This is a genomic window from Actinacidiphila guanduensis (genome assembly GCF_900103985.1).
GTDB classification, from domain to species: domain Bacteria; phylum Actinomycetota; class Actinomycetes; order Streptomycetales; family Streptomycetaceae; genus Actinacidiphila; species Actinacidiphila guanduensis.
Genome location: NZ_FNIE01000004.1, coordinates 401,923 through 421,277, shown reverse-complemented (window position 1 = coordinate 421,277; position 19,355 = coordinate 401,923). Strand labels below are relative to the sequence as shown.

The following is a 19,355-nucleotide window of genomic DNA, read 5'->3' as shown; positions in this document are numbered from 1 at the left end:
CGCCCGGCCGGAGCACCGGGACGCGCACGAGCGCCGTGGCGTCGGCCGGCACCGTGACCGCGAGACGCGGGGTGCGGCTCAGGCACCCCAGCCGGCCTGCCGGCCGCCGACGCGCTCGGCTGCGATGCGCTCGCCGTACCCGGAGCGGGCGTAAGCGGCCATCGGGTCCGGGTCCAGGCCCATCTCCTCGCGCAGTTCGGCGAGCAGCGGGCGCACATCGGTGTTGTAGGCGTCCATCAGCACCCCGTTGGCGCCGAGCACGTCGCCGGCCGCCTGGGCGGCGGCCAGCGCGTCGGTGTCCACCAGCAGCGCCTTGGCGGTGGCTTCCTGGACGTTCATCACCGAGCGGATCTGGCCGGGGATCTTCGGCTCGATGTTGTGGCACTGGTCGAGCATGAACGCGATGCCCGCCTCGGCCGCCAGGCCGCCCGCGGTGCGCACCTCGAACAGGATGCGGAAGAGCTGGAACGGGTCGGCGGCGCCCACGATCAGGTCGTCGTCGGCGTAGAAGCGGGAGTTGAAGTCGAAGGCGCCGAGCTTCCCCTCCCGCAGCAGGAACGCCACGATGAACTCGATGTTGGTGCCGGGCGCGTGGTGCCCGGTGTCCACGCACACCTTGGCCCGCTCGCCCAGCCGCAGGCAGTGCGCGTAGGCGGTGCCCCAGTCCGGCACGTCGGTGGTGTAGAAGGCCGGCTCGAAGAGCTTGTACTCCAGGATCAGCCGCTGCTCTCCGGACAGCCGCTCGTAGACCGCGGCCAGCGCCTCGGCGAGCCGGTCCTGGCGGGCCCTGATGTCGTCCTGGCCGGGGTAGTTGGTGCCGTCGGAGAACCACAGCTTCAGGTCCCGCGAGCCGGTCCGGTCCATGATGTCGACGCAGGCGAACAGGTGGTCGAGCGCCTTGCGGCGGACCGCCGGGTCGGGGTTGGTGACGCTGCCGAGCCGGTAGTCGTCGTCCTGGAAGACGTTGGCGTTCACCGTGCCCAGCCGGATGCCCGCGTCGGCCGCGGCCCGGCCGAGGGCCCCGTAGTCGTCCACGGCGTCCCACGGGATGTGCAGGGCGACGCTGGGGGCGACCCCGGTGTGCGCGTGGACCCGCGCCGCGTCGGCGATCTTCTCGAACGGGTCGCGCGGGACGCCCTGCTGGGCGAACACCTTGAACCTGGTGCCGGAGTTGCCGAACGCCCACGACGGCAACTCGATCTCCTGCGCGCGAAGGGCGTTCTTGGCTGCCTCACGACCGGCCATGGGCGGACCTGCTTTCCAGTTGCGACAGTTCGGCCGCGGCGGCGTCGAGCGGCCGGGCGCTGCGGGGGGACGGTACGGGGGAGGGGCGGCAGAAGGGGGAGGAGGGCGCGGAAACGGGGGAGCCGGCGGCGGCCCGGTGAGCGGTGCGCGGGCGGCCGGGCAGGTCCGGCGCGGTCATGGCGCGACCTCCACCAGTTCGACGCCGAGCAGGTCCGCCGTCGCCCTCAGCCGCGGCCGAAGATCGCCGACGCCCAGCGCCCAGTGGTGCGAGATGCCGGTGGCGCTCCAGGCGTCGGTCCACTCGCCCGGGTCGCAGCCGAAGTCGACCCGCGAGGTGGTGTTGCCGATCTCCAGCAGCGGCCCCGGCACCACCTCCCCTGCGGCCGTGACGAAGGTGAAGGCGCCGTCGCGCTGCTGGGCGATGCCGAACAGGGTGACCGGGCCGTGCGCGACGTCGAACTCCACCGACACGCCCCAGCCGCGCTTGCCGTGGTAGACGCCCAGCCCCCGCAGCAGCGGCCGCCTGCCGCTGATCGCCAGGTGCGCCGGGCCGTCGTGGCCCATCTCCACCACGTTGTCGCGGAAATTGAGCGCCTGCAGCTCGGTGAAGGACCCGCCGCCGCCCAGCCGGTCGGTGATCAGCATCGCCAGCGACGTCCGCAACTCGTACTCGCCGACGGCCGGCACGCCGCGGGCGGTGAGCAGCGAGGCGCCCAGGATCATCCCCGCGCCCAGCCGCTCGTGCTGCTCGCCCTCCAGGCCGCGGTGGTAGTAGGCGAGGCTGTCCAGCGAGAAGTCGTCGACCAGACGGTCCAGGCCCACCGAGACCCGGGCCGCCCAGCGGAAGTCCTCCTCCTGGACGCTCGGATCGAGGTCGAAGACCTGCCGGGCCAGCGCGAGGCGCTCGTCCACCTGGGCGTCGGTCACGGCGGCCACCCGCACTCGCAGGTCGTCGAACTCCAGCACCTCCATGTGGCCGCCGAAGTTCGCCGGCACCAGCGTCAGGTCGGTGGACACGTCCAGCATGCCCGGGTAGAGGTGCCCCATCAGCCCGTGCCGGCCGTGCCGCAGCGCACCGCGCACCCCGGCCGCCGCGATCCAGCGGCTGATCCGCTCCCAGGCCCGCTCGTCCTCCAGATGGCCCGACACCGAGCGGAAGTCGATGCCGCAGCGGCGGAAGGCATTGGCCATCTCCGGCAGCGGGCAGGCCCCGCAGTAGGCGAGCCACTGGCCGGTGTCGAAGGAGGCGTGGTCCATCGCCTCGGTGGGCTGGAGGTTGATCAGCAGCACCGGGGCGCCGCTGCGCTGGGCGATCGGCACCAGCATGGAGGCGGTCATGTAGGTGGTCAGGAAGCCGACGACGAGGTCGCAGCCGGCCACCCGCAACTTCTCGGCGGCGCGGGCGCCCTCCTCGGCGTCGGAGACGAAGCCGGCGTCCACCACCTCGCAGTCGAGCGCCTGCATGCGCGTCGCCACGCGGGCCGCGCAGCGCCGCAGTTGGGGCAGCAGCTCGGGGAACTGGGGCCAGTAGGCGCCCAGTCCGCCGGCGACCAGGCCCACCTTCGTCCGCCGGGCGGTGACGCGCTCCAGGCCGGGGGCGGGCGGCGGGGCACCGAGTGTCGTGGTCATCAGGGGGGTCCTTCGTCCGGTGCGGGGTCCGGTGCGTGGCCGGGCGCGGGATCTGGTGCGGGGACGGGTGTCGGTCGGGGTGCCGGTCGGTATGCCGGTGGTGGTGCCAAGGTTCGCGACGGTGCCCGCGGCGGTTCGGCGGACGGCCGACCCCGGTACGCGGGGCCGGCCGCCGGGCCGGTCAGAAGTCGAATCTGTCGACGTTGGCGGCGTCGAACACGGTGGGCGGGCCGAGCACGACCGACGGGCCGATGCCGGCGGCGGGGCCGAGCACCTTGTAACTGCCGAGCGTGCCGGCCTTGAAGGTCGAGCCGGCCTGCAGACTGGCGCTTCCCGAGGCGAGCGACGCGGCCGCGTACCCGGCGAGGTAGCCCAGGTTGCTGGGGTTCCACAGCTCGAAGGACTTCACGGTGCCGTCGTGCACGTAGGACTTCATCTGCGACGGCAGGCCGAGGCCGGTGAGCGTCACCTTCGCGGCGACGTCCTTGTGGCTGGACAGGTACTGGGCCGCGGTCGATATGCCCACCGTGGTCGGCGAGATGATGCCCTTGAGGTTCGGGTACGCCGACAGCAGGCCCTGCAGCACGGTGAGCGAGGTGGCCGGGTCGTCGTTGCCGTACACGGTGCTGACCAGCTTCATGTTCGGGTACTTGGCCAGCTCCTGCTTCATGTATCCGATCCACGCGTTCTGGTTGGTCGCGCTCGCCGCGGCCGACAGGATCGCGATCTGGCCGGTGCTGTGGATCTCCTTGGCCAGCAGGTCCACCTCGGAGGTGCCGATCACCTTGGTGTCGGCCTGGTTGATGAACAGGTGGTTCGGGCTGGTGCCGCAGGAGATGTCGGAGTCGAAGGAGACGATCTTGATACCGGCGGCGGAGGCCTGGTTGAGCGAGGGGCACAGCGCCGACGGGTCGTTGCCCGCGATCACGATGGCGTCGGCGTGCGCCTGGATCGCGGCCTGGATCGAGGGGATCTGCGCGGCCGCGGTGTCCGCGGTGCCGCTGCTGACCACCACCTTCCCGCCGAGCTCCCGCAGCGCCTTCTTGCCGCCGGCGTCGGCCAGCACCTCGTAGGGGTTCTGGGTGTCCTTGGGGATGAAGTAGACCGTCAGGCCCTTCTTCACCCCGGTCGCGGTGGGCTTCCCGGTCGGGTCGGCGCCGGCGCTGTTCGACGAGCCGCACGCCGCGAGGGTGATGCAGGCGACGACGAGGGACAGCAGCGCGGTCGCCCGGCGGCGTGCCGTGGTGCGGATGGTCACGTCAGTTGTCTTTCTGCAGTGGGTGGACGGGAACGACAACGATCGGCGCGGCCGCCGATCACCCGGCGCGGCGCAGGCGGTCCCGCATCCGGCGGACCGCCGCACCGCCGTTCGGCACGACGACGCTGATCAGCAGCAGTCCGCCGGTGACGATGTTCTGCACCTCGGGCTTGACGCCCATCTGGGTGAGCGCCTGCTGGAGGCAGCCGACGATGGCCACCGCGAGGACGACGCCGGCGACCGTGCCGCGGCCGCCGAAGACGGACACCCCGCCCAGCAGCACGATCGCCACCACGTTCAGCTCCAGGCCGGTGCCCGCGTCGTAGCTGACGGAGGAGTTCTTCAGGGTGAACAGGATTCCGGCGAAGGCGCAGAAGACGCCGGAGACCACGTAGAGGCCGAACGTGATGCGGTCCACCCGGATGCCGGAGAAGCGCGCGGCCTCCGGCTGCAGGCCGATCGCCGTGATCGAGCGGCCCAGCGGGGTGGCGTGCAGCACCACCCCGAAGACCACCGCGAGCACCAGGAAGATCAGCGCCGACCACGCGATCTGCGTGCCCTGGACCGGCACCACGCCGATCTTCGTCAGCGAGATCGGGAAGCCGGTGACCGTCCGCGGCGCCAGCACGACCTCGGCCAGGCCGCGGAAGAGCGTCAGGGTGCCGATGGTGACCGCGATCGAGGGCAGCCCCATCTTCGCGACCAGCAGCCCGTTGAGCGCGCCGCCGGCCGCGCCGACCACCAGCGCGGCCGCCATCGCCGCCCACACCGACCAGCCGTCGTGGAAGAGCGAGCCCATCACGGCGCCGGACAGGCCCAGCATCGAGGCGACCGACAGGTCCATCTCGCCGGTCATCACGATCAGCGTGAGCGGCAGCGCCATGATGGCGATCTCGCCCATGTTGAGGCCGATGTAGAAGAAGTTGGTGCCGTCCAGGAACGTCGAGGAGTGCACCGAGCCGAAGACGATCACCGCGACCAGGACGAGCACCAGGGCGCTCTCCCAGCGCAGCAGCGCGCGCCGCAGCGGCTGCCCGCCGCCCTCGCCCCCGCGCAGGACGGTGCGGGCGGCCGGCTTGGTGGTCAGGTCAGGCGTCACGGTGGGCTCCCTGCACGGACTGGAGGCTGCGGGCGACCCGCAGGCCCAGCCACCGGTCGAAGGCGATGGCCGCCAGCAGCAGTCCGCCGGCGACGGCCTCGTTCCAGAAGGACGAGATCTTGGCGGCGACCAGCGCCTGGTTGATCGTGTTGAGCAGCAGCGCGCCCAGGGCCGCGCCGAGGACGGTGCCGCTGCCGCCGAAGATCGCCACGCCGCCGACGACCACGGCCGAGACCACCGTCAGCTCGTAGCCGTTGCCGCCGGTGACGTCGACTTGAGCGTGCAGGGCCAGGAACAGCGAGCCGGCCAGTCCCGCCAGTGCGCCGCTGATCACGAAGGCGCTGAACACCCGCCGCCCGGCGGGGATGCCGGCCAGCGCTGCCGCCTCGGGGTTGGAGCCGATCGCGTACAGGTCGCGGCTGGCCCGGAACGAGCGCATCGCGTACCCGGCGGCCGCCACCACCACGGCCACGATCAGCGCCAGCCACGGGACGCCGAGGAAGGTGCGGTAGCCGACCTCGGTGTAGGACTTCGGGATCGCGCCCGGATCGATGGTCCTGCCGTCCACGACGACGCCGTCCACACCCCGCACCACGTAGAGCATCGCGAGGGTGACCACCAGGCTCGGCACGCGGGTGACGGTGGTGATCGCGCCGTTGACGGCGCCGACGGCGGCCCCGATCGCGATGCCCAGCACGTAGCCGAGCAGCACCGGGAAGCCGGAGTGGTGCTTGAAGACGTCGCCGACGACGTAGGCCGACAGGCCCACCACCGAGCCGACCGACAGGTCGACGTTGCGGGTGACGACGACCATCGTCTCGCCGACGCCGAGCAGCGCGATCAGCGAGGCGCCGGTGAGCAGCTGCTGGATGCTGTGGGCGTTCGCGAAGGCATGGTTGCTGATCGTGGTGGCCGCGAAGACCAGCAGGACAGCGATCGCGATGCCCAGTTCGCGGGCCCGCAGCAGCGCGGCGCCGCGGGCGAACCGCTCGGTCGGCAGAGCGGGGGCGGTGGCCTGCGCGGTCATGACGCCACCGCCGCATAGCCGGTGGCGGCCCGCATGATGGTGTCCTCGTCGGCCTCGGCGCGGCTCAGCTCGGCGGTGATCCGCCCCTCGTGCAGCACCAGGACGCGGTCGGCCATGCCGAGCACCTCCGGCAGCTCCGAGGAGATCATCAGCACCGCCATGCCCTCGGCGACCAGGCCGTCCAGGATGCGGTGCACCTCGGCCTTGGTGCCGACGTCGATACCGCGCGTCGGCTCGTCGATGATCAGCAGCGACGGCCCGCGGGCCAGCCACTTGCCGAGCACCGCCTTCTGCTGGTTGCCGCCGGACAAGGTGGCCACCGGGTCGCCCATCCCGCCGAACTTCAGCTGCAGCCGGCCCGCCCAGTCCGAGGCCAGCTCCCGCTCGGTGCCGCGCCGGATCAGGCCCAGACGGCGCAGCCGCGGCAGCGAGGCGAGCGCGATGTTGCGGTCGATCGCCATGTCCATCACCAGGCCCTGCTGGCGCCGGTCCTCGGGCACCAGAGCGACGCCCGCCGCCATGGCCGCCGCCGGCACGCCGTTGGGCAGCTGCCGGCCGCGCACCCGCACCGTGCCCGCGTCACGCCGGTCGATGCCGAAGACGGCCCGGGCGACCTCGCTGCGGCCGGCCCCCACCAGCCCGGCCAGCGCGACGATCTCGCCGCCGCGCACGTGGAAACCGATGTCCTCGAACACGCCCTCGCGGGTGAGGTGTTCGACCTCCAGCACCACCTCGCCCGGCGCCGTCCGCGTCTTCGGGAACAGGGCGTCCAGGTCGCGGCCGACCATCGAGCGGATGACGGAGTCCACGGTGACCTCGCCGATCGGCGCGGTGCTCACGAAGCGCCCGTCGCGCATCACCGTCACCCGCTGGCAGGAGGCGAAGACCTCCTCCAGGCGGTGCGAGATGAACAGCACGGCCGCGCCCTGCTCGCGCAGGGTGCGCATCACGTCGAAGAGGCGCTCGACCTCCACCGCGGTCAGTGCCGCCGTCGGCTCGTCCATCACCAGCACTTTGGCGTCCAGCGACAGCGCCTTGGCGATCTCCACGATCTGCTGGTCGGCCACCGACAGGCCGCGGGCCTGGCGCTGCGGGTCCAGCCGCACCCCGAGGCGGGCGAACACCTCGGCCGCGGCCCGGTTCATCGCGCCCCGGTCGATCCGGCGGCCGGCCCGGCGCGGCTGGCGGCCCATGAAGATGTTCTCCGCCACCGTCAGGTCCGGGAAGAGGGTGGGCTCCTGATAGATGATCGACACGCCGGCCGCGCGCGAGTCGGCCGGGCCGGCGAACACCACCGGGCGGCCCTCGATCAGCAGTGTGCCGCTGTCGGGCCGGTGCACGCCGGCGAGGATCTTCACCAGCGTGGACTTGCCCGCGCCGTTCTCGCCGAGCAGGGCGTGCGCCTCGCCCGGGTAGAGGGTCACCGACCCGTCCGCCAGGGCGTGCACCGCGCCGAAGCGCTTGGCCGCCCGGTCCAGGACGAGCAGCGGGTCCTTGTCCGGGGCGCCCAGGGGGCCCGGGGATGTGCCCAGGGGATCGTTCATCGCGCCAGGTCCTCGCCTCGGGGTGCCGCTCTTCCGCGGTGGGCTCCACGACCCACGGTGAAACGATTCATCGGGGTCGACTGTGGCGAGAGTATGTCCTGCGTCACGCGGGCGTCCAGTGCCGGGAACGAAATATCCGCCGCCCCGCGGGGCGGTCCGCGCACGCAGGGGCAGCCTTTGAAATGGGGCTGTCACAACCGTTGCGCCCCCGCGTGGGTGCCGCTAATCTGACCGCCGTTTGAAACGAATCAGCGCCGTCCTGGCGAGCCGGGGAAGTTGCGGCGTGACCGCCGCCCGGCGTACGGCGGCGGGGCCGGCGGGTCGGCGCGGCCCGTATGGTCAGCGGCGCAGGCTGGACCCGCGCACCACCAGCTCCGGCTGGAGCACCACCTGCCGGTGCTCGTGCCTTCCGGCGTCCGGCCCGGTCTCGTCCATCAGCATCTCGGCGGCCAACCGGCCCATCGCGACGGCCGGTTGGCGCACCGAGGTGAGCGGCACCGCGGCCGCGGCGGCGAACTCGATGTCGTCGTACCCCACGAGGGCGATCTCGTCCGGCACGCCGACGCCGGCGGCGAACAGCGCCTGCAGAACGCCCAGCGCCAGCAGGTCGTTGGCGCAGAAGACCGCGGTGGGGCGGGGGGACAGGCCGAGCAGCCGGGCGCCGGCGTCGCGGCCGGCCGCCACGTCCAGCCGCTCGGCGGTGACGTCGATCAGCGCCTCGGCCGGCAGGCCCGCCTCGGCGAGCGCGGCGAGCACGCCGGCCCGCCGGTCGCGCACCTGCGGCAGCTCCGGCGGCCCGCCGACGTAGACGACCGCGCGGTGCCCGGCCGCGACCAGGTGCCGGGCGGCCAGCCGGCCGCCGGCCACGTCGTCCACCGAGACCGAGCAGCCCGTGTCGTCCAGGCCGCCGACCCGGTCGACCAGCACGAAGGGGATGTTCTGGCCGCGCAGGACGTCCAGGCTGCGGCCGGTGGGGTCGGCGGGCGTGACCAGGACGCCGCGCACCCGGTGCTCGGCGAAGAGCGAGAGGTAGTCCATCTCCTCGCTGACGCTCTGGGCGCTGTTGCACACCATGACCACGAGCCCGGCCTGGCGGGCGGCCCGCTCGGCGCCGCTCGCGACGGCAACGAAGAAGGGGTTGCCCATGTCGAGGACGAGCAGGGCCATCAACCGGCTGGCGCCCGCACGCAGTTGGCGGGCGGACTCGCTGCGGACGTAGTGCAGCCGGGCGATGACCGACTGGACGCGGGTGCGGGTCTCCTCGGCCACCGTCTCGGGCCGGTTGATGACGTTGGAGACGGTGCCGACCGACACGCCGGCCTGGCGCGCGACCTCTTTGATCCCCACCATGGACCCACACTCCGTCCCACCGGCCGCGCCCCTTTGAACCTATTCAATCACACGCACGTGCATTGACACCGGGTACGGGGCCCACTACGGTGGGTGCGAATAATGAAACGATTCATGCGTGCTGCCCCGATCCCCGCGTGAGTCACCCCCGTGATACCCGCCGGCGTCGCAAAGGACATCTCATGGCTCCCGCCTCGAAGCCCCACCCCGCCGTCGGCGCGTTGATCGCCCGCTCGCACCGGCTCGGCGCCGACCCGCGCAACACCAACTACGCCGGCGGCAACACCTCCGCCAAGGGCACCGCGCCCGACCCGGTGACCGGCGCCGAGATCGAGCTGATGTGGGTCAAGGGCTCCGGCGGGGACCTCGGCACCCTCACCGAACCGGGCCTGGCGGTGCTGCGGCTGGACCGGCTGCGCGCGCTCACCGGCGTCTACCCCGGGGTGGACCGCGAGGACGAGATGGTCGCCGCCTTCGACTTCTGCGCCCACGGCAAGGGCGGCGCCGCCCCCTCCATCGACACCGCCATGCACGGCCTGCTGGACGCCGCCCACGTCGACCACCTGCACCCCGACTCCGGGATCGCGCTCGCCTGCGCGGCCGACGGCGAGGCGCTGACCAAGGAGTGCTTCGGCGACGCGGTGGTCTGGGTGCCCTGGCGCCGCCCCGGCTTCCGACTCGGCCTGGACATCGCCGCGGTGCACAAGGCCCACCCCGAGGCGATCGGCTGCGTGCTGGGCGGCCACGGCATCACCGCCTGGGGCGCCACCTCCGAGGAGTGCGAGGCCAACTCGCTGCGCATCATCCGCACCGCCGAGACCTTCCTCGCCCAGCGCGGCAAGGCCGAGCCCTTCGGCCCCGAACTGCCCGGCTACGTGCCCCTGCCCGCCGCCGAGCGCCGCTCCCGGGCCGCCGCGCTGGCCCCCCTGCTGCGCGGCCTGGCCTCCACCGACCGCCCCCAGGTCGGCCACTTCACCGACAGCGACACCGTGCTGGACTTCCTCGCCCGCGCCGAGCACCCGCGCCTGGCCGCGCTCGGCACCTCCTGCCCCGACCACTTCCTGCGCACCAAGGTCCGCCCCCTCGTGCTCGACCTGCCGCCCACCGCGCCCCTGGCGGAGGTCGCGACCCGCCTGAAGGAGCTGCACGCGCGGTACCGGGCCGAGTACGCCGCCTACTACCGGCGGCACGCCGCCCCCGACTCCCCAGCGATGCGCGGCGCCGACCCCGCGATCGTCCTCGTCCCGGGCGTCGGCATGTTCTCCTACGGCAAGGACAAGCAGACCGCCCGGGTGGCCGGCGAGTTCTACGTCAACGCCGTCAATGTCATGCGCGGCGCCGAGGCCGTCTCCAGCTACCGGCCGATCGAGGAGGCCGAGAAGTTCCGCATCGAGTACTGGGAGCTGGAGGAGGCCAAGCTGCGCCGGATGCCCGCCCCCAAACCGCTCGCGACCAGGATCGCGCTGGTCACCGGCGCCGGGTCCGGCATCGGCAGGGCGATCGCGCGGCGGCTGGCGGCCGAGGGCGCCTGCGTCGTCGTCGCCGACCTGGACGGGGACAGCGCGGCAGCCGTCGCGCAGGAGCTGGGCGGGCCGGACACGGCGGTGCCCGTCACGGTGGACGTCACCTCCGAGGAGCAGGTCGAAGCCGCCCTGGAGCAGGCCCTGCTGGCCTTCGGCGGCGTGGACCTCGTCGTCAACAACGCCGGCATCTCCATCTCCAAGCCGCTGCTGGAGACCACCGCCGCGGACTGGGACAGGCAGCACGCCATCATGGCCCGCGGCTCCTTCCTCGTCTCCCGCGAGGCCGCCCGCGCCATGATCGCGCAAGGCATGGGCGGCGACATCGTCTACATCGCCTCCAAGAACGCGGTGTTCGCCGGCCCCAACAACATCGCCTACTCCGCGACGAAGGCCGACCAGGCGCACCAGGTGCGGCTGCTGGCCGCGGAGCTGGGCGAGCACGGCATCCGCGTCAACGGCGTCAACCCGGACGGCGTGGTGCGCGGCTCGGGCATCTTCGCCGGCGGCTGGGGCGCCCAGCGGGCCGCGGTCTACGGCGTGCCGGAGGAGAAACTCGGCGAGTTCTACGCGCAACGCACCCTGCTCAAGCGGGAGGTGCTGCCCGAGCACGTGGCCAACGCGGTCTTCGCCCTCACCGGCGGCGACCTGACGCACACGACCGGCCTGCACGTGCCGGTGGACGCGGGCGTCGCGGCGGCCTTCCTGCGGTGAGGCGGCGCCCCGGCTCCGCGCGGCCGGTTCCTGCGACGGCCGGGACCGGCCGGACGTCGGCCACTTCGCCGGAGCCGGTCCACCCGCCCGCCGTTCCGCCCGCGCCGCCGGACTCCGCCGTCCCGCCCGCCCCCTCGTATGCCCCCTCGGAGAGGAGACGCATGACCGGCACGATGCCGACCGCCCCCGCCGCACCCGCAGGACGCGGCGCCGTGGCGGCGTTCGCCGCGGCGGACCTCGGGGCGAGCAGCGGGCGGGTGGTCGTCGGACGGGTCGGGCACATGGAGTTGGCGCTGACCGAGGTGGCCCGCTTCCCCAACGCCCCGCTGCGCCTGCCCGACGGCCTGCACTGGAACGTGCCCGCGCTCTACGAGGCCGTCCTCGCCGGGCTGCGCGCCGCCGGCCCTGTCGCCTCCGTCGGCATCGACACCTGGGCGGTGGACTACGCCCTGCTCGACGCCGACGGCGCCCTGCTCGGCCTGCCCTTCCACTACCGCGACACCCGCACCGCGCAGGTCGCCCCGCGGGTGCGGGACGAGATCGGCGCCGACGCCCTCTACGCCGTGAACGGGCTGCAGCACCTGCCGTTCAACACCGTCTTCCAGCTCGCGGCCGCCCGCGGCAGCGCGGCCCTGGCCGCCGCGCGCACCCTGCTGCTCGTCCCGGACCTGCTCGCCCACTGGTTGGGCGGCACCTTGGGCGCCGAGACCACCAACGCCTCCACCACCGGCCTGCTCGACGCCCGCACCGGCACCTGGTCCGCCGCACTCGCCCGCCGTATCGGCCTGGACACCTCGGTGCTGCCGCCGCTGCGCGAACCCGGCACCCCCGCGGGCACCCTCCTGCCGCACGTCGCCGCCGCGACCGGGCTGCCGGCCGCCACGGCCGTCACCACCGTGGCCTCCCACGACACCGCCTCGGCGGTGGCCGCCGTGCCCGCGACCGGCCCCGGCGCCGCCTACATCTCCTGCGGCACCTGGTCGCTCGCCGGACTCGAACTCGACGCGCCCGTGCTCACCGAGGCGTCCCGCGCGGCGAACTTCACCAACGAGCGCGGCATCGACGGCACCGTCCGCTACCTGCGCAACATCATGGGCATGTGGCTGCTGGAGGAGTGCCGCCGCACCTGGGCCGCGCAAGGCCGGCCCGTCGAACTGCCCGCGCTGCTCGCCGAAGCGGAGCGGGCCGCACCCTTCGCCGCCCTGATCGACCCGGACGCGCCGGAGTTGCTCGCCCCTGAGGACATGCCCGCCGCCATCGCCGCGGCCTGCGTCCGCACCGGCCAGCGCCCGCCGCGGTCGCGAGGCGCGCTCGTGCGCTGCGTCCTGGAGAGCCTCGCGCTCGCCCACCGCCGGGTGCTGCGGCTGGCCGCCGAACTCTCCGGGCGCGACATCACCCGCGTCCACCTCGTCGGCGGCGGCAGCCGCAACGCCCTGCTGTGCCAACTCACGGCGAATGCCACCGGGCTACCCGTCATCGCCGGACCCGCCGAGGCGACCGCCATCGGCAATGTCCTGGTCCAGGCCCGCACCCGCGGCCTCGTCGGCGACCTCGCCGACATGCGCCGCCTGGTCGCCGCGACCCAGGAGCTGCGCCACTACGCCCCCGGGGGCGACAGCCGGGCCTGGGACGCCGCGCAGGCGCGGCTCTTCCCCAGGGGGGCGGCGCTGCCGTAACCGGCGCCTGTGAGGGGGCTTGCGCCGGCGGCCGCGGCGAGGTGCGGGCAGGTGCGTCCATGGCTGCCGCTGGTAGGGTCCGCGGGAGGTGCACGACGCGATGGGGATGGGTCATGAAGCTGCTCCCGCTGTTCCTCCGGCGCCCGATCGAGGCGGTGTACGAGCGGCGGCTGGCCACCACGCTGGTGGGGCTGCCGCGGCCGCAGCACGTCGGGATCATGCTCGACGGCAACCGCCGCTGGGCCCGCCAGGAAGGCCACACCGACGTCCGTGAGGGCTACCGGGCGGGCGGCGCCAAGGCCGCCGAGTTCCTCGGCTGGTGCACCGCCGCCGGGATCGCCCACGTCACACTCTTCATGCTCTCCGACGACAACCTCGGCCGGCCCGCCGAGGAACTCGGCCCGCTGATCGAGATCATCGAGGAGACGGTGCGGGACATCACCGCCGAGGGCCGCCCCTGGGAGGTCCAGGTGATCGGCTCGCTCGACATGCTGCCCGGCCGCAGCGCCCGGGTCCTGAAGGAGGCCGCGCAGGCGACGGCCGGGCGCGGCGGCCTCAAGGTGGACGTCGCCGTCGGCTACGGCGGCCGGCGGGAGATCGTGGACGCGGTGAAGAGCGCGTTCGAGGCGCACATGGCCGCCGGGGGCGATCCCGCGGAGCTGGTCGAACGGTTCGACGTCGAGGACATCTCGCGGCACCTGTACTCGCCCGCCGCCGCGCACACCGACTTCATCATCCGCACCTCGGGGGAGCAGCGGCTGTCGGGCTTCCTGCTCTGGCAGTCCGCCTACGCGGAGATGCACTGGGTGGACTGCTACTGGCCGGCCTTCCGGCGGCTGGACTTCCTGCGGGCCCTGCGCTCGTACGCGAGCCGGGAGCGGCGGTTCGGCAAGTAGCCGCTCCTCGCGCGCGGCTGCCCCCACGAGCCGCCGCCCCCGGCTGCCCCTGTCACCCTTCCGGACCCTTCGGCCGGGGCTCCTCGGTTACGCCTCCGCCCCGCTGCGCGTGCCCGCGACGGCGGCGGCGGACACGAGCGTCGCCGCGGCGAGGCCGCCCCAGAGGGCGGCCGGGCCGTGGGGCGCCAGTGCGGTGATGGCCGCGGGGGAGACAGCGAGGCCGAAGCCCGTGGAGAGCTGGAAGCGGGCGAGGGCGCGGCCCAGGACATGGGCCGGGGCGAGGGCGGCGACGAGCGCGGTGGCGCTGCCGGCGTAGACGATCTCGCCGAGCGTGCACACCACGGACACCGCCGCGACGGCCGGGACACTCCAGCCGTGGTGCCACGCGGTGGCGGCGAGGAAGCAGAGGTAGGACGCGGTCAGGACCACGCCGGACAGCGCCAGCACGCTGCGCCGGGAGAAGCGGGCCGTGAAGGCGGTGACCGGCACCTGGAGGGTGACGACCAGCGCCGTGTTGGCCACGAAGACGGCGGCCGGCCACACCGGGGACGCGTGCAACTGCGTCACCAGGACCGCGGGCAGGGCGACTTCGGGGACGTTGAGGCAGAACGCGTAGACCACGTTGGCGGCGAGCAGCGCGCGCATCCGGGGCGCCGGCCCCACGCCGGGAGCCTCGGTGCGCGAAGGCCCCGCCGGCCGCGCGCGCACATGAACCGACCACGCCAGCGCGGCCGCGGTCAGGTAGGCGAGCGCGGTGGCGACCGCCAGGGCCCGCAGCGCGGTGGTGCCGCCCGCCAGGCAGAGGGCGGCGAGGAGTGCCCCGACGCCGAGGGCCCCGTTGCGCAGGGCGCGGGCCCCGGCGAGGGCGGTGTCGCGGTCGCGGCCGTGGGCGACCGTGGCCACCAGGGCCGCGTGGGCGGCGGGCCAGGCCTGGTTGCCGATCCCGAGGAAGAGCGCCGCCGCGGCGAACAACTGGACGTGGCCGCGCGGCGCGGCCAGCAGCAGCGCCACGCCCAGCACCCGCACCAGCATCGACGCCGCCACGACCGTGCTGCGGGCGCCCCGGTCCAGCCATCGTCCCACCATGGGCACGCACACGAGGCCGGCGACGATGCCGGCCGTCATGGCGGCACCCGTGACGGGCGCGGACAGCCGCAGCACGGTCACGCCGTAGAGCAGGAGGAAAGGGCGCAGCAGGCCGGTGCCGAGCGCGTCCACGGCCAGGGCTACGGCGTAGCGGGGGCCGCCGGAGGCACGGACGAGGACGCGGCGGCGCAGCCGCGGGTGGGGCGTTGTGGTTGCCATGCCGCCAAAGGTGCGTGGGGACCGCCCGGCAGGCCGTGCCGGTTGACGGACACCGTCAACCGGCACGGCGGGCGTCCGTACGACCGGCGATGATGAGGGGATGACGCTGAGGATCGACATCGGCGGCCCGCCGTCCGGGCGGCTGCGGTTCGCCGTTTCCCCGCTGGCCGAGCTGACCGCGATGCTGCACGTGCTGGCAGAGCCCGGCCACCACCCGCAGCTCGCCGGCTGGGCCGCGGACGTCCGGTCCGGGCTGCCGCCGGAGCTGGCCGAGCGGCTCAGCGAGGCGGAGTTCCTCTGGCGCTCCTCGCGGGCCGACTTCCTCGTCCCCGCCCGCCCCCGGCCGACGCTCGCCGAGGAGCTGGACGACGTGGACCGGATCGACGACGAGACCTACGTGGCCGCCGCGCTCATCACCACCTGCGGCAGCAACCGGCTCCACTTCGGCGCGCCCTCCCCGCTCGCCGACGCCACCGCGCGCGAGCGGGCCCTGGACCTGGCGCAGGCCCGCGGCGCGCTCCAGGAGGCCTTCGCGGAGCGGCTCCTCGCGGACCCGGCCGCCGTACGGGCAAGGGTGCGCGACACGCTCCAGCAGTGCGCCGAGGCGTTCTTCGACGCGGCCTGGACGGGCGTCGCCGCGCAACTCGCCGCCGACCTGCGGCTGAAGAACGACCTGCTCAGGCGCCAAGGCCCCGCGGCGGCGCTCGCGTCGGTCTCCGGCGCCGTCACCCTGGCGCCGGACGGCACCCGCATCCTCGTGGACAAGCTCCAGGACAACGCCACCTCCGTCCGCGGCGGCGCGGTCACCTTCCTGCCCAGTGTCTTCGGCCGCCCGCACCTGGTGGCGGTCCACGCGCCCGGGTGGCTGCCGGTGCTGCAGTACCCGGTGGCCGAGGCGGGTCCGGCCGAGCCGGTGCCGCTGGAGACGGTCACGCTGCGGCTGGAGGCGCTCGCCCATCCGGTACGGCTGCGGCTGCTGCGCACCCTGGCCCGCGGTCCGCACACCACGGGTGAGCTGGCCGACGCCTGGGCGCTGTCGGCCCCCGAGGTCTCCCGCCACCTCGCCGTGCTGCGCCGCGCGGGCCTGCTCACTTCCCGGCGGGACGGGCGCTACGTCCGCTACAGCCTCAGCCTGCCCGACCTCTCGGGACTGGGCACCGACCTGCTGGCCGCCGTGCTGCGCTGAACGGTCGTCGCGCCGTCCGCCGTCCGTCCCGGGCGCGGGTCACCGGGCCGGCCGGGGGCCCTGTGCATCGTTCACGCGCGCTGCGTGCAGGGCGGATCGACCCGCGTGGGGCGGCGCCACCACCGTGCGCCCCGCGCCGAGTGGGACGGACGCGGTCACCAACGCCCGCAGGACGCCCGGAGGTTGGGCGCCCGTCGGGCGGTCCGCCGTTGCGGCGCCGTGCGGTCAAGGGGCCCCGCCTCAGCGTGCCGGGCGGACGACCACCGTGTGCGTGCCCGCGCCGAGCCCCCGGAGGAGCATCCGGCCGCCCGCCGAAGTCGCCCGGTACGCCGTCGCCTCGGTGCCGTTCCACGCCGTCCTGCCGTCGACGTGGACCGTGACCCGGCGGCCGGAGTCCGGGACGGCCACGGTGCCGCGGGTGCCCTTCGGGGCGTGCACGGTGAGCGTGAAGGTGCCGTCGCCCAGCTGCCGCCAGTCCGCGCCGATCGGTCCGTGCGGGGTGGGCACCTGGCCCCGCGCCCAGGCGACGGAGCCCGGGGTGGGCGCCACCGTCCACTGCGCGAAGCCCGGCGCGGTGGGCCGCACACCCAGCAACTCGTTGGTGAGGGCGGGCAGTACCCCCGTGGACCAGCCGTGCGCCATGCTCGTGTAGGCGCCCTCGTAGGGCGAGCCGCCGGGGCCGACGCCCTCCCAGTGCGTCGTGCCCGGGTCGTTGCGGTCCATCCAGCCGTAGGTACGGCGGATCTGGTCCAAGGCGCTGTCCGCGCGCCCGGAGCGGAAGCGGGCGACCAGCTCCGGGTAGGAGGTGAAGGCGTAGACCCGCTGGGAGGCGCCGTCGAAGATCGTGTCGTTGTCCATGAAGGCGTTGCCGTAGGGCAGCACCGTGGTGGCGTCGAGGTGGGCGAGCGCGGCGGCCGCGCGGCTCGCGTCGGCGACCCCGGCGGTGATGGCGAGGGCGTTGCCGTCCTGGGCGTGCCGGACCGGGCCGGTGGAGGAGTCCAGGTAGGCGCCCGAAGCGGCGTCCCACAGGCGGGAGTTGATCGCGGCGGCCACGGTCGCGGCCCGCGCGGCCCAGCGGTCGGCGTCGGCGTCGCGGCCGAGAACGCGGGCCAGCGCGGCACCGTCGGTGAGGGCCTGCACGTAGCAGGCGTTGTAGTAGGTGACCTGGCCGGTGCGGCCGAGGAAGGCGTAGTCGCCGTACCCCGAGGTGCCGTTCAGTCCCTTGCTGAGCAGGCCGTCGCTGTCGGTCACCGACGGGTACCAGCCGTCGAGCACGCGGGTCAACTGCGGGTGGTACGCGGCCGCGTAGCCGGTGTCGCCGGTGTGGAGGACGTAGTCCCAGCTGCAGGTGACCCACCAGAGCGGGTAGTCGAAGAGCGGCAGCGTGTACGAGTTGATCGAGGCGGGCGGTATCCAGCCGTCGGCGCGCTGGTGGTCGGCGAGGTCGGCGAGCACCGTGCGGGCGGCCGCGGCGGCGTCGGGGTGCGTGAGGTAGAGGGTGCGGGCGGAGACGGCGAGGTCGCCGACGTACGGGTCGCGGTCGCGCTTGGCGCCGTCGTGCAGCACCGGCTTGCCGTCCAGGGTGGGGGAGTCGGCGCCGCGCGGGTCCACGTCGTCGGGCCGGAAGGTGTCGGTGACCAGCTCGTTGGTGTAGGCGGCGCCGAACCAGTAGCGGTTCAGGTCGTCGTCGGAGGACAGGAACCAGCCGCCGTAGGAGGCGGGCGTGCCGAGGTAGGCGGTGAAGTCCAGCCACACCGCGTCGATGGCGACCTCGCCGTAGGGCTGGGCGGCCGGCGCGTCGGAGGCGAGGGCGTCCAGGCTGATCTGCAGGTAGCGGAAGCCGTGCAGACCGTCGGCGTAGACCTGGGTGCCGCTCTGGTAGCCCTTGGTGTCCTGCCAGTCCGCGCCGCCGGCCGGCACCGCGAACTGGTCGGTGCCCTGCGAGGGCGTGCCGGACTGGTCGGCGCGGGTGAAGTCGCTGCGGTCGGTGAGGAATTGGAGGGTCTCGGAGAACGCGAGGCGCACCCCCGGGTTGCCGGCCGAGGCCGAGGCGAAGCGCAGGTGCGGGTGGCCGACGACGACCTTGCCGAAGTCCACGACCACGCGCGGGATCCCGTCGTCGGGCAGCAGCCCCGGGTACACCTCGTTGATCCGGGTGAACTCGCCCTGGGGCGTGGCCTGGTCGGCGGTCACGGTGATGCGCACTTGTGTGGTGGAGACCGTGCTCGCGAACGGGACCGCGCGGCGCACCTCGGTGTTGCCGGTGACGCTCGCGGCCTGCTGCCACGAACTGCCGTCCCATGTCTCGACGGTGAAGGCGGTGGGCACCCCGTCGGCGTTCGACAGCACTGTGATGCCGGGGAGTCGGAGGGCGGCGGGCGCGGTCACGGTGAGCGTGTCGGGGTAGGCCGCGATGGTGTCGTCGTTCCAGAAGGTGCCGGTGTCGCCGTCGATGGCGTTGGCCGCGTCGTAGGTGCGCGGGCGGCCGTCGTCGCCGTTGTTGGGGGCGTGCGCGCTGGAGGCGGCGGCCGTGGTGCCGTCCGGCCAGCGCGGCGGGGCGGCGGGCTGCTTGCGGCGCAGCACCGTGGTGCCGCCGCCCGGCTTCAGCAGCGCGTCCGGGCGGGTCACGTCGCCGGAGGTGCGCAGCACTGCGACCGGCCGCACGGTGCGGCTGCTCGGGCCCTGGACGTAGGAGGCCCAACTCCCGCCGCCCTGCGGGGGCGTGCCGCCGTTCGCGGCGGCGGGCCCGGCGCCCAGGCCGAGCCCGGTCGCGGCGAGGGCGGCGCCGCCGAGGCCGGCTCGCAGGACGGTGCGGCGGGGGGTGCCCGGGGTGCGGGGCTCTTCTCCGGTGGGGCTGGACGGCATGTGCGGCTCCCGGCGAGATCGATTAAAACGATTCAATCGCT

General features: G+C 74.1%; 13 protein-coding genes. 4 read left to right on the top strand and 9 right to left on the bottom strand.

Annotated elements, in window-relative coordinates; all coding sequences use genetic code 11:
* Positions 1-78: 78 nt before the first annotated feature.
* From rhaI to BLR33_RS10760, 7 genes are all read right to left on the bottom strand, one after another.
* A complete protein-coding gene (rhaI, locus tag BLR33_RS10795; protein ID WP_093784117.1) occupies positions 79-1,245 on the bottom strand; it encodes an L-rhamnose isomerase in 1,167 nt (388 codons plus the stop codon).
* A 174-nt stretch (positions 1,246-1,419) separates the two neighbouring features.
* Complete coding sequence (locus BLR33_RS10785) at positions 1,420-2,874, bottom strand: L-fucose/L-arabinose isomerase family protein (protein ID WP_093784115.1); 1,455 nt, start codon at positions 2,872-2,874, stop codon at positions 1,420-1,422.
* Positions 2,875-3,055: 181 nt separating this feature from the next.
* On the bottom strand, positions 3,056-4,132 hold the full coding sequence (locus BLR33_RS10780) for a substrate-binding domain-containing protein (RefSeq protein ID WP_093784114.1): 1,077 nt from the start codon (positions 4,130-4,132) through the stop codon (positions 3,056-3,058).
* A 58-nt stretch (positions 4,133-4,190) separates the two neighbouring features.
* On the bottom strand, positions 4,191-5,231 hold the full coding sequence (locus tag BLR33_RS10775) for an ABC transporter permease (RefSeq protein ID WP_245771328.1): 1,041 nt from the start codon (positions 5,229-5,231) through the stop codon (positions 4,191-4,193).
* Positions 5,221-6,258, bottom strand: a complete 1,038-nt coding sequence (locus tag BLR33_RS10770) for an ABC transporter permease (RefSeq protein ID WP_093784113.1) — start codon at positions 6,256-6,258, stop codon at positions 5,221-5,223. Before BLR33_RS10770 ends, BLR33_RS10775 begins: the two co-directional genes overlap by 11 nt.
* Positions 6,255-7,802 (bottom strand): sugar ABC transporter ATP-binding protein, encoded by a 1,548-nt coding sequence (locus BLR33_RS10765; RefSeq protein WP_093784112.1) that lies wholly within the window; start codon positions 7,800-7,802, stop codon positions 6,255-6,257. The genes BLR33_RS10770 and BLR33_RS10765 overlap by 4 nt, the downstream gene beginning before the upstream one ends.
* A gap of 339 nt (positions 7,803-8,141) precedes the next feature.
* Complete coding sequence (locus BLR33_RS10760; RefSeq protein ID WP_093784111.1) at positions 8,142-9,152, bottom strand: LacI family DNA-binding transcriptional regulator; 1,011 nt, start codon at positions 9,150-9,152, stop codon at positions 8,142-8,144.
* A 182-nt stretch (positions 9,153-9,334) separates the two neighbouring features.
* Between BLR33_RS10760 and BLR33_RS10755 the strand changes: the two genes are divergently transcribed.
* The 3 genes from BLR33_RS10755 (at position 9,335) to BLR33_RS10745 (ending at position 13,958) form a co-directional block, all read left to right on the top strand.
* Complete coding sequence (locus BLR33_RS10755) at positions 9,335-11,386, top strand: bifunctional aldolase/short-chain dehydrogenase (protein ID WP_093784110.1); 2,052 nt, start codon at positions 9,335-9,337, stop codon at positions 11,384-11,386.
* Positions 11,387-11,547: 161 nt separating this feature from the next.
* Positions 11,548-13,062, top strand: a complete 1,515-nt coding sequence (locus tag BLR33_RS10750) for a rhamnulokinase (RefSeq protein WP_093784109.1) — start codon at positions 11,548-11,550, stop codon at positions 13,060-13,062.
* Between the two features lie 113 nt (positions 13,063-13,175).
* Positions 13,176-13,958 carry an isoprenyl transferase gene (locus BLR33_RS10745; RefSeq protein ID WP_093784108.1) on the top strand — a complete coding sequence of 261 codons (783 nt, stop codon included), beginning with the start codon at positions 13,176-13,178 and terminating at the stop codon, positions 13,956-13,958.
* Positions 13,959-14,045: 87 nt separating this feature from the next.
* Here BLR33_RS10745 and BLR33_RS10740 read toward each other — a convergent pair whose 3' ends face one another.
* A complete protein-coding gene (locus BLR33_RS10740) occupies positions 14,046-15,263 on the bottom strand; it encodes an MFS transporter (RefSeq protein WP_093784107.1) in 1,218 nt (405 codons plus the stop codon).
* A 100-nt stretch (positions 15,264-15,363) separates the two neighbouring features.
* Here BLR33_RS10740 and BLR33_RS10735 point away from each other — a divergent pair, with 100 nt between their 5' ends.
* Positions 15,364-16,449, top strand: a complete 1,086-nt coding sequence (locus BLR33_RS10735) for a helix-turn-helix domain-containing protein (protein WP_093784106.1) — start codon at positions 15,364-15,366, stop codon at positions 16,447-16,449.
* A 240-nt stretch (positions 16,450-16,689) separates the two neighbouring features.
* On the opposite strand, the gene BLR33_RS10730 is transcribed toward BLR33_RS10735, so the two are convergent.
* Complete coding sequence (locus BLR33_RS10730) at positions 16,690-19,314, bottom strand: alpha-L-rhamnosidase-related protein (RefSeq protein ID WP_093784105.1); 2,625 nt, start codon at positions 19,312-19,314, stop codon at positions 16,690-16,692.
* Between the last annotated feature and the right edge of the window lie 41 nt (positions 19,315-19,355).

Coding starts and splice junctions, on each gene's coding strand:
- rhaI (WP_093784117.1), bottom strand. CDS start 1,245: ATGGCCGGTCGTGAGGCAGCCAAGAACGCCCTTCGCGCGCAGGAGATC.
- BLR33_RS10785 (WP_093784115.1), bottom strand. CDS start 2,874: ATGACCACGACACTCGGTGCCCCGCCGCCCGCCCCCGGCCTGGAGCGC.
- BLR33_RS10770 (WP_093784113.1), bottom strand. CDS start 6,258: ATGACCGCGCAGGCCACCGCCCCCGCTCTGCCGACCGAGCGGTTCGCC.
- BLR33_RS10765 (WP_093784112.1), bottom strand. CDS start 7,802: ATGAACGATCCCCTGGGCACATCCCCGGGCCCCCTGGGCGCCCCGGAC.
- BLR33_RS10760 (WP_093784111.1), bottom strand. CDS start 9,152: ATGGTGGGGATCAAAGAGGTCGCGCGCCAGGCCGGCGTGTCGGTCGGC.
- BLR33_RS10755 (WP_093784110.1), top strand. CDS start 9,335: ATGGCTCCCGCCTCGAAGCCCCACCCCGCCGTCGGCGCGTTGATCGCC.
- BLR33_RS10750 (WP_093784109.1), top strand. CDS start 11,548: ATGACCGGCACGATGCCGACCGCCCCCGCCGCACCCGCAGGACGCGGC.
- BLR33_RS10745 (WP_093784108.1), top strand. CDS start 13,176: ATGAAGCTGCTCCCGCTGTTCCTCCGGCGCCCGATCGAGGCGGTGTAC.
- BLR33_RS10740 (WP_093784107.1), bottom strand. CDS start 15,263: ATGGCAACCACAACGCCCCACCCGCGGCTGCGCCGCCGCGTCCTCGTC.
- BLR33_RS10735 (WP_093784106.1), top strand. CDS start 15,364: ATGACGCTGAGGATCGACATCGGCGGCCCGCCGTCCGGGCGGCTGCGG.
- BLR33_RS10730 (WP_093784105.1), bottom strand. CDS start 19,314: ATGCCGTCCAGCCCCACCGGAGAAGAGCCCCGCACCCCGGGCACCCCC.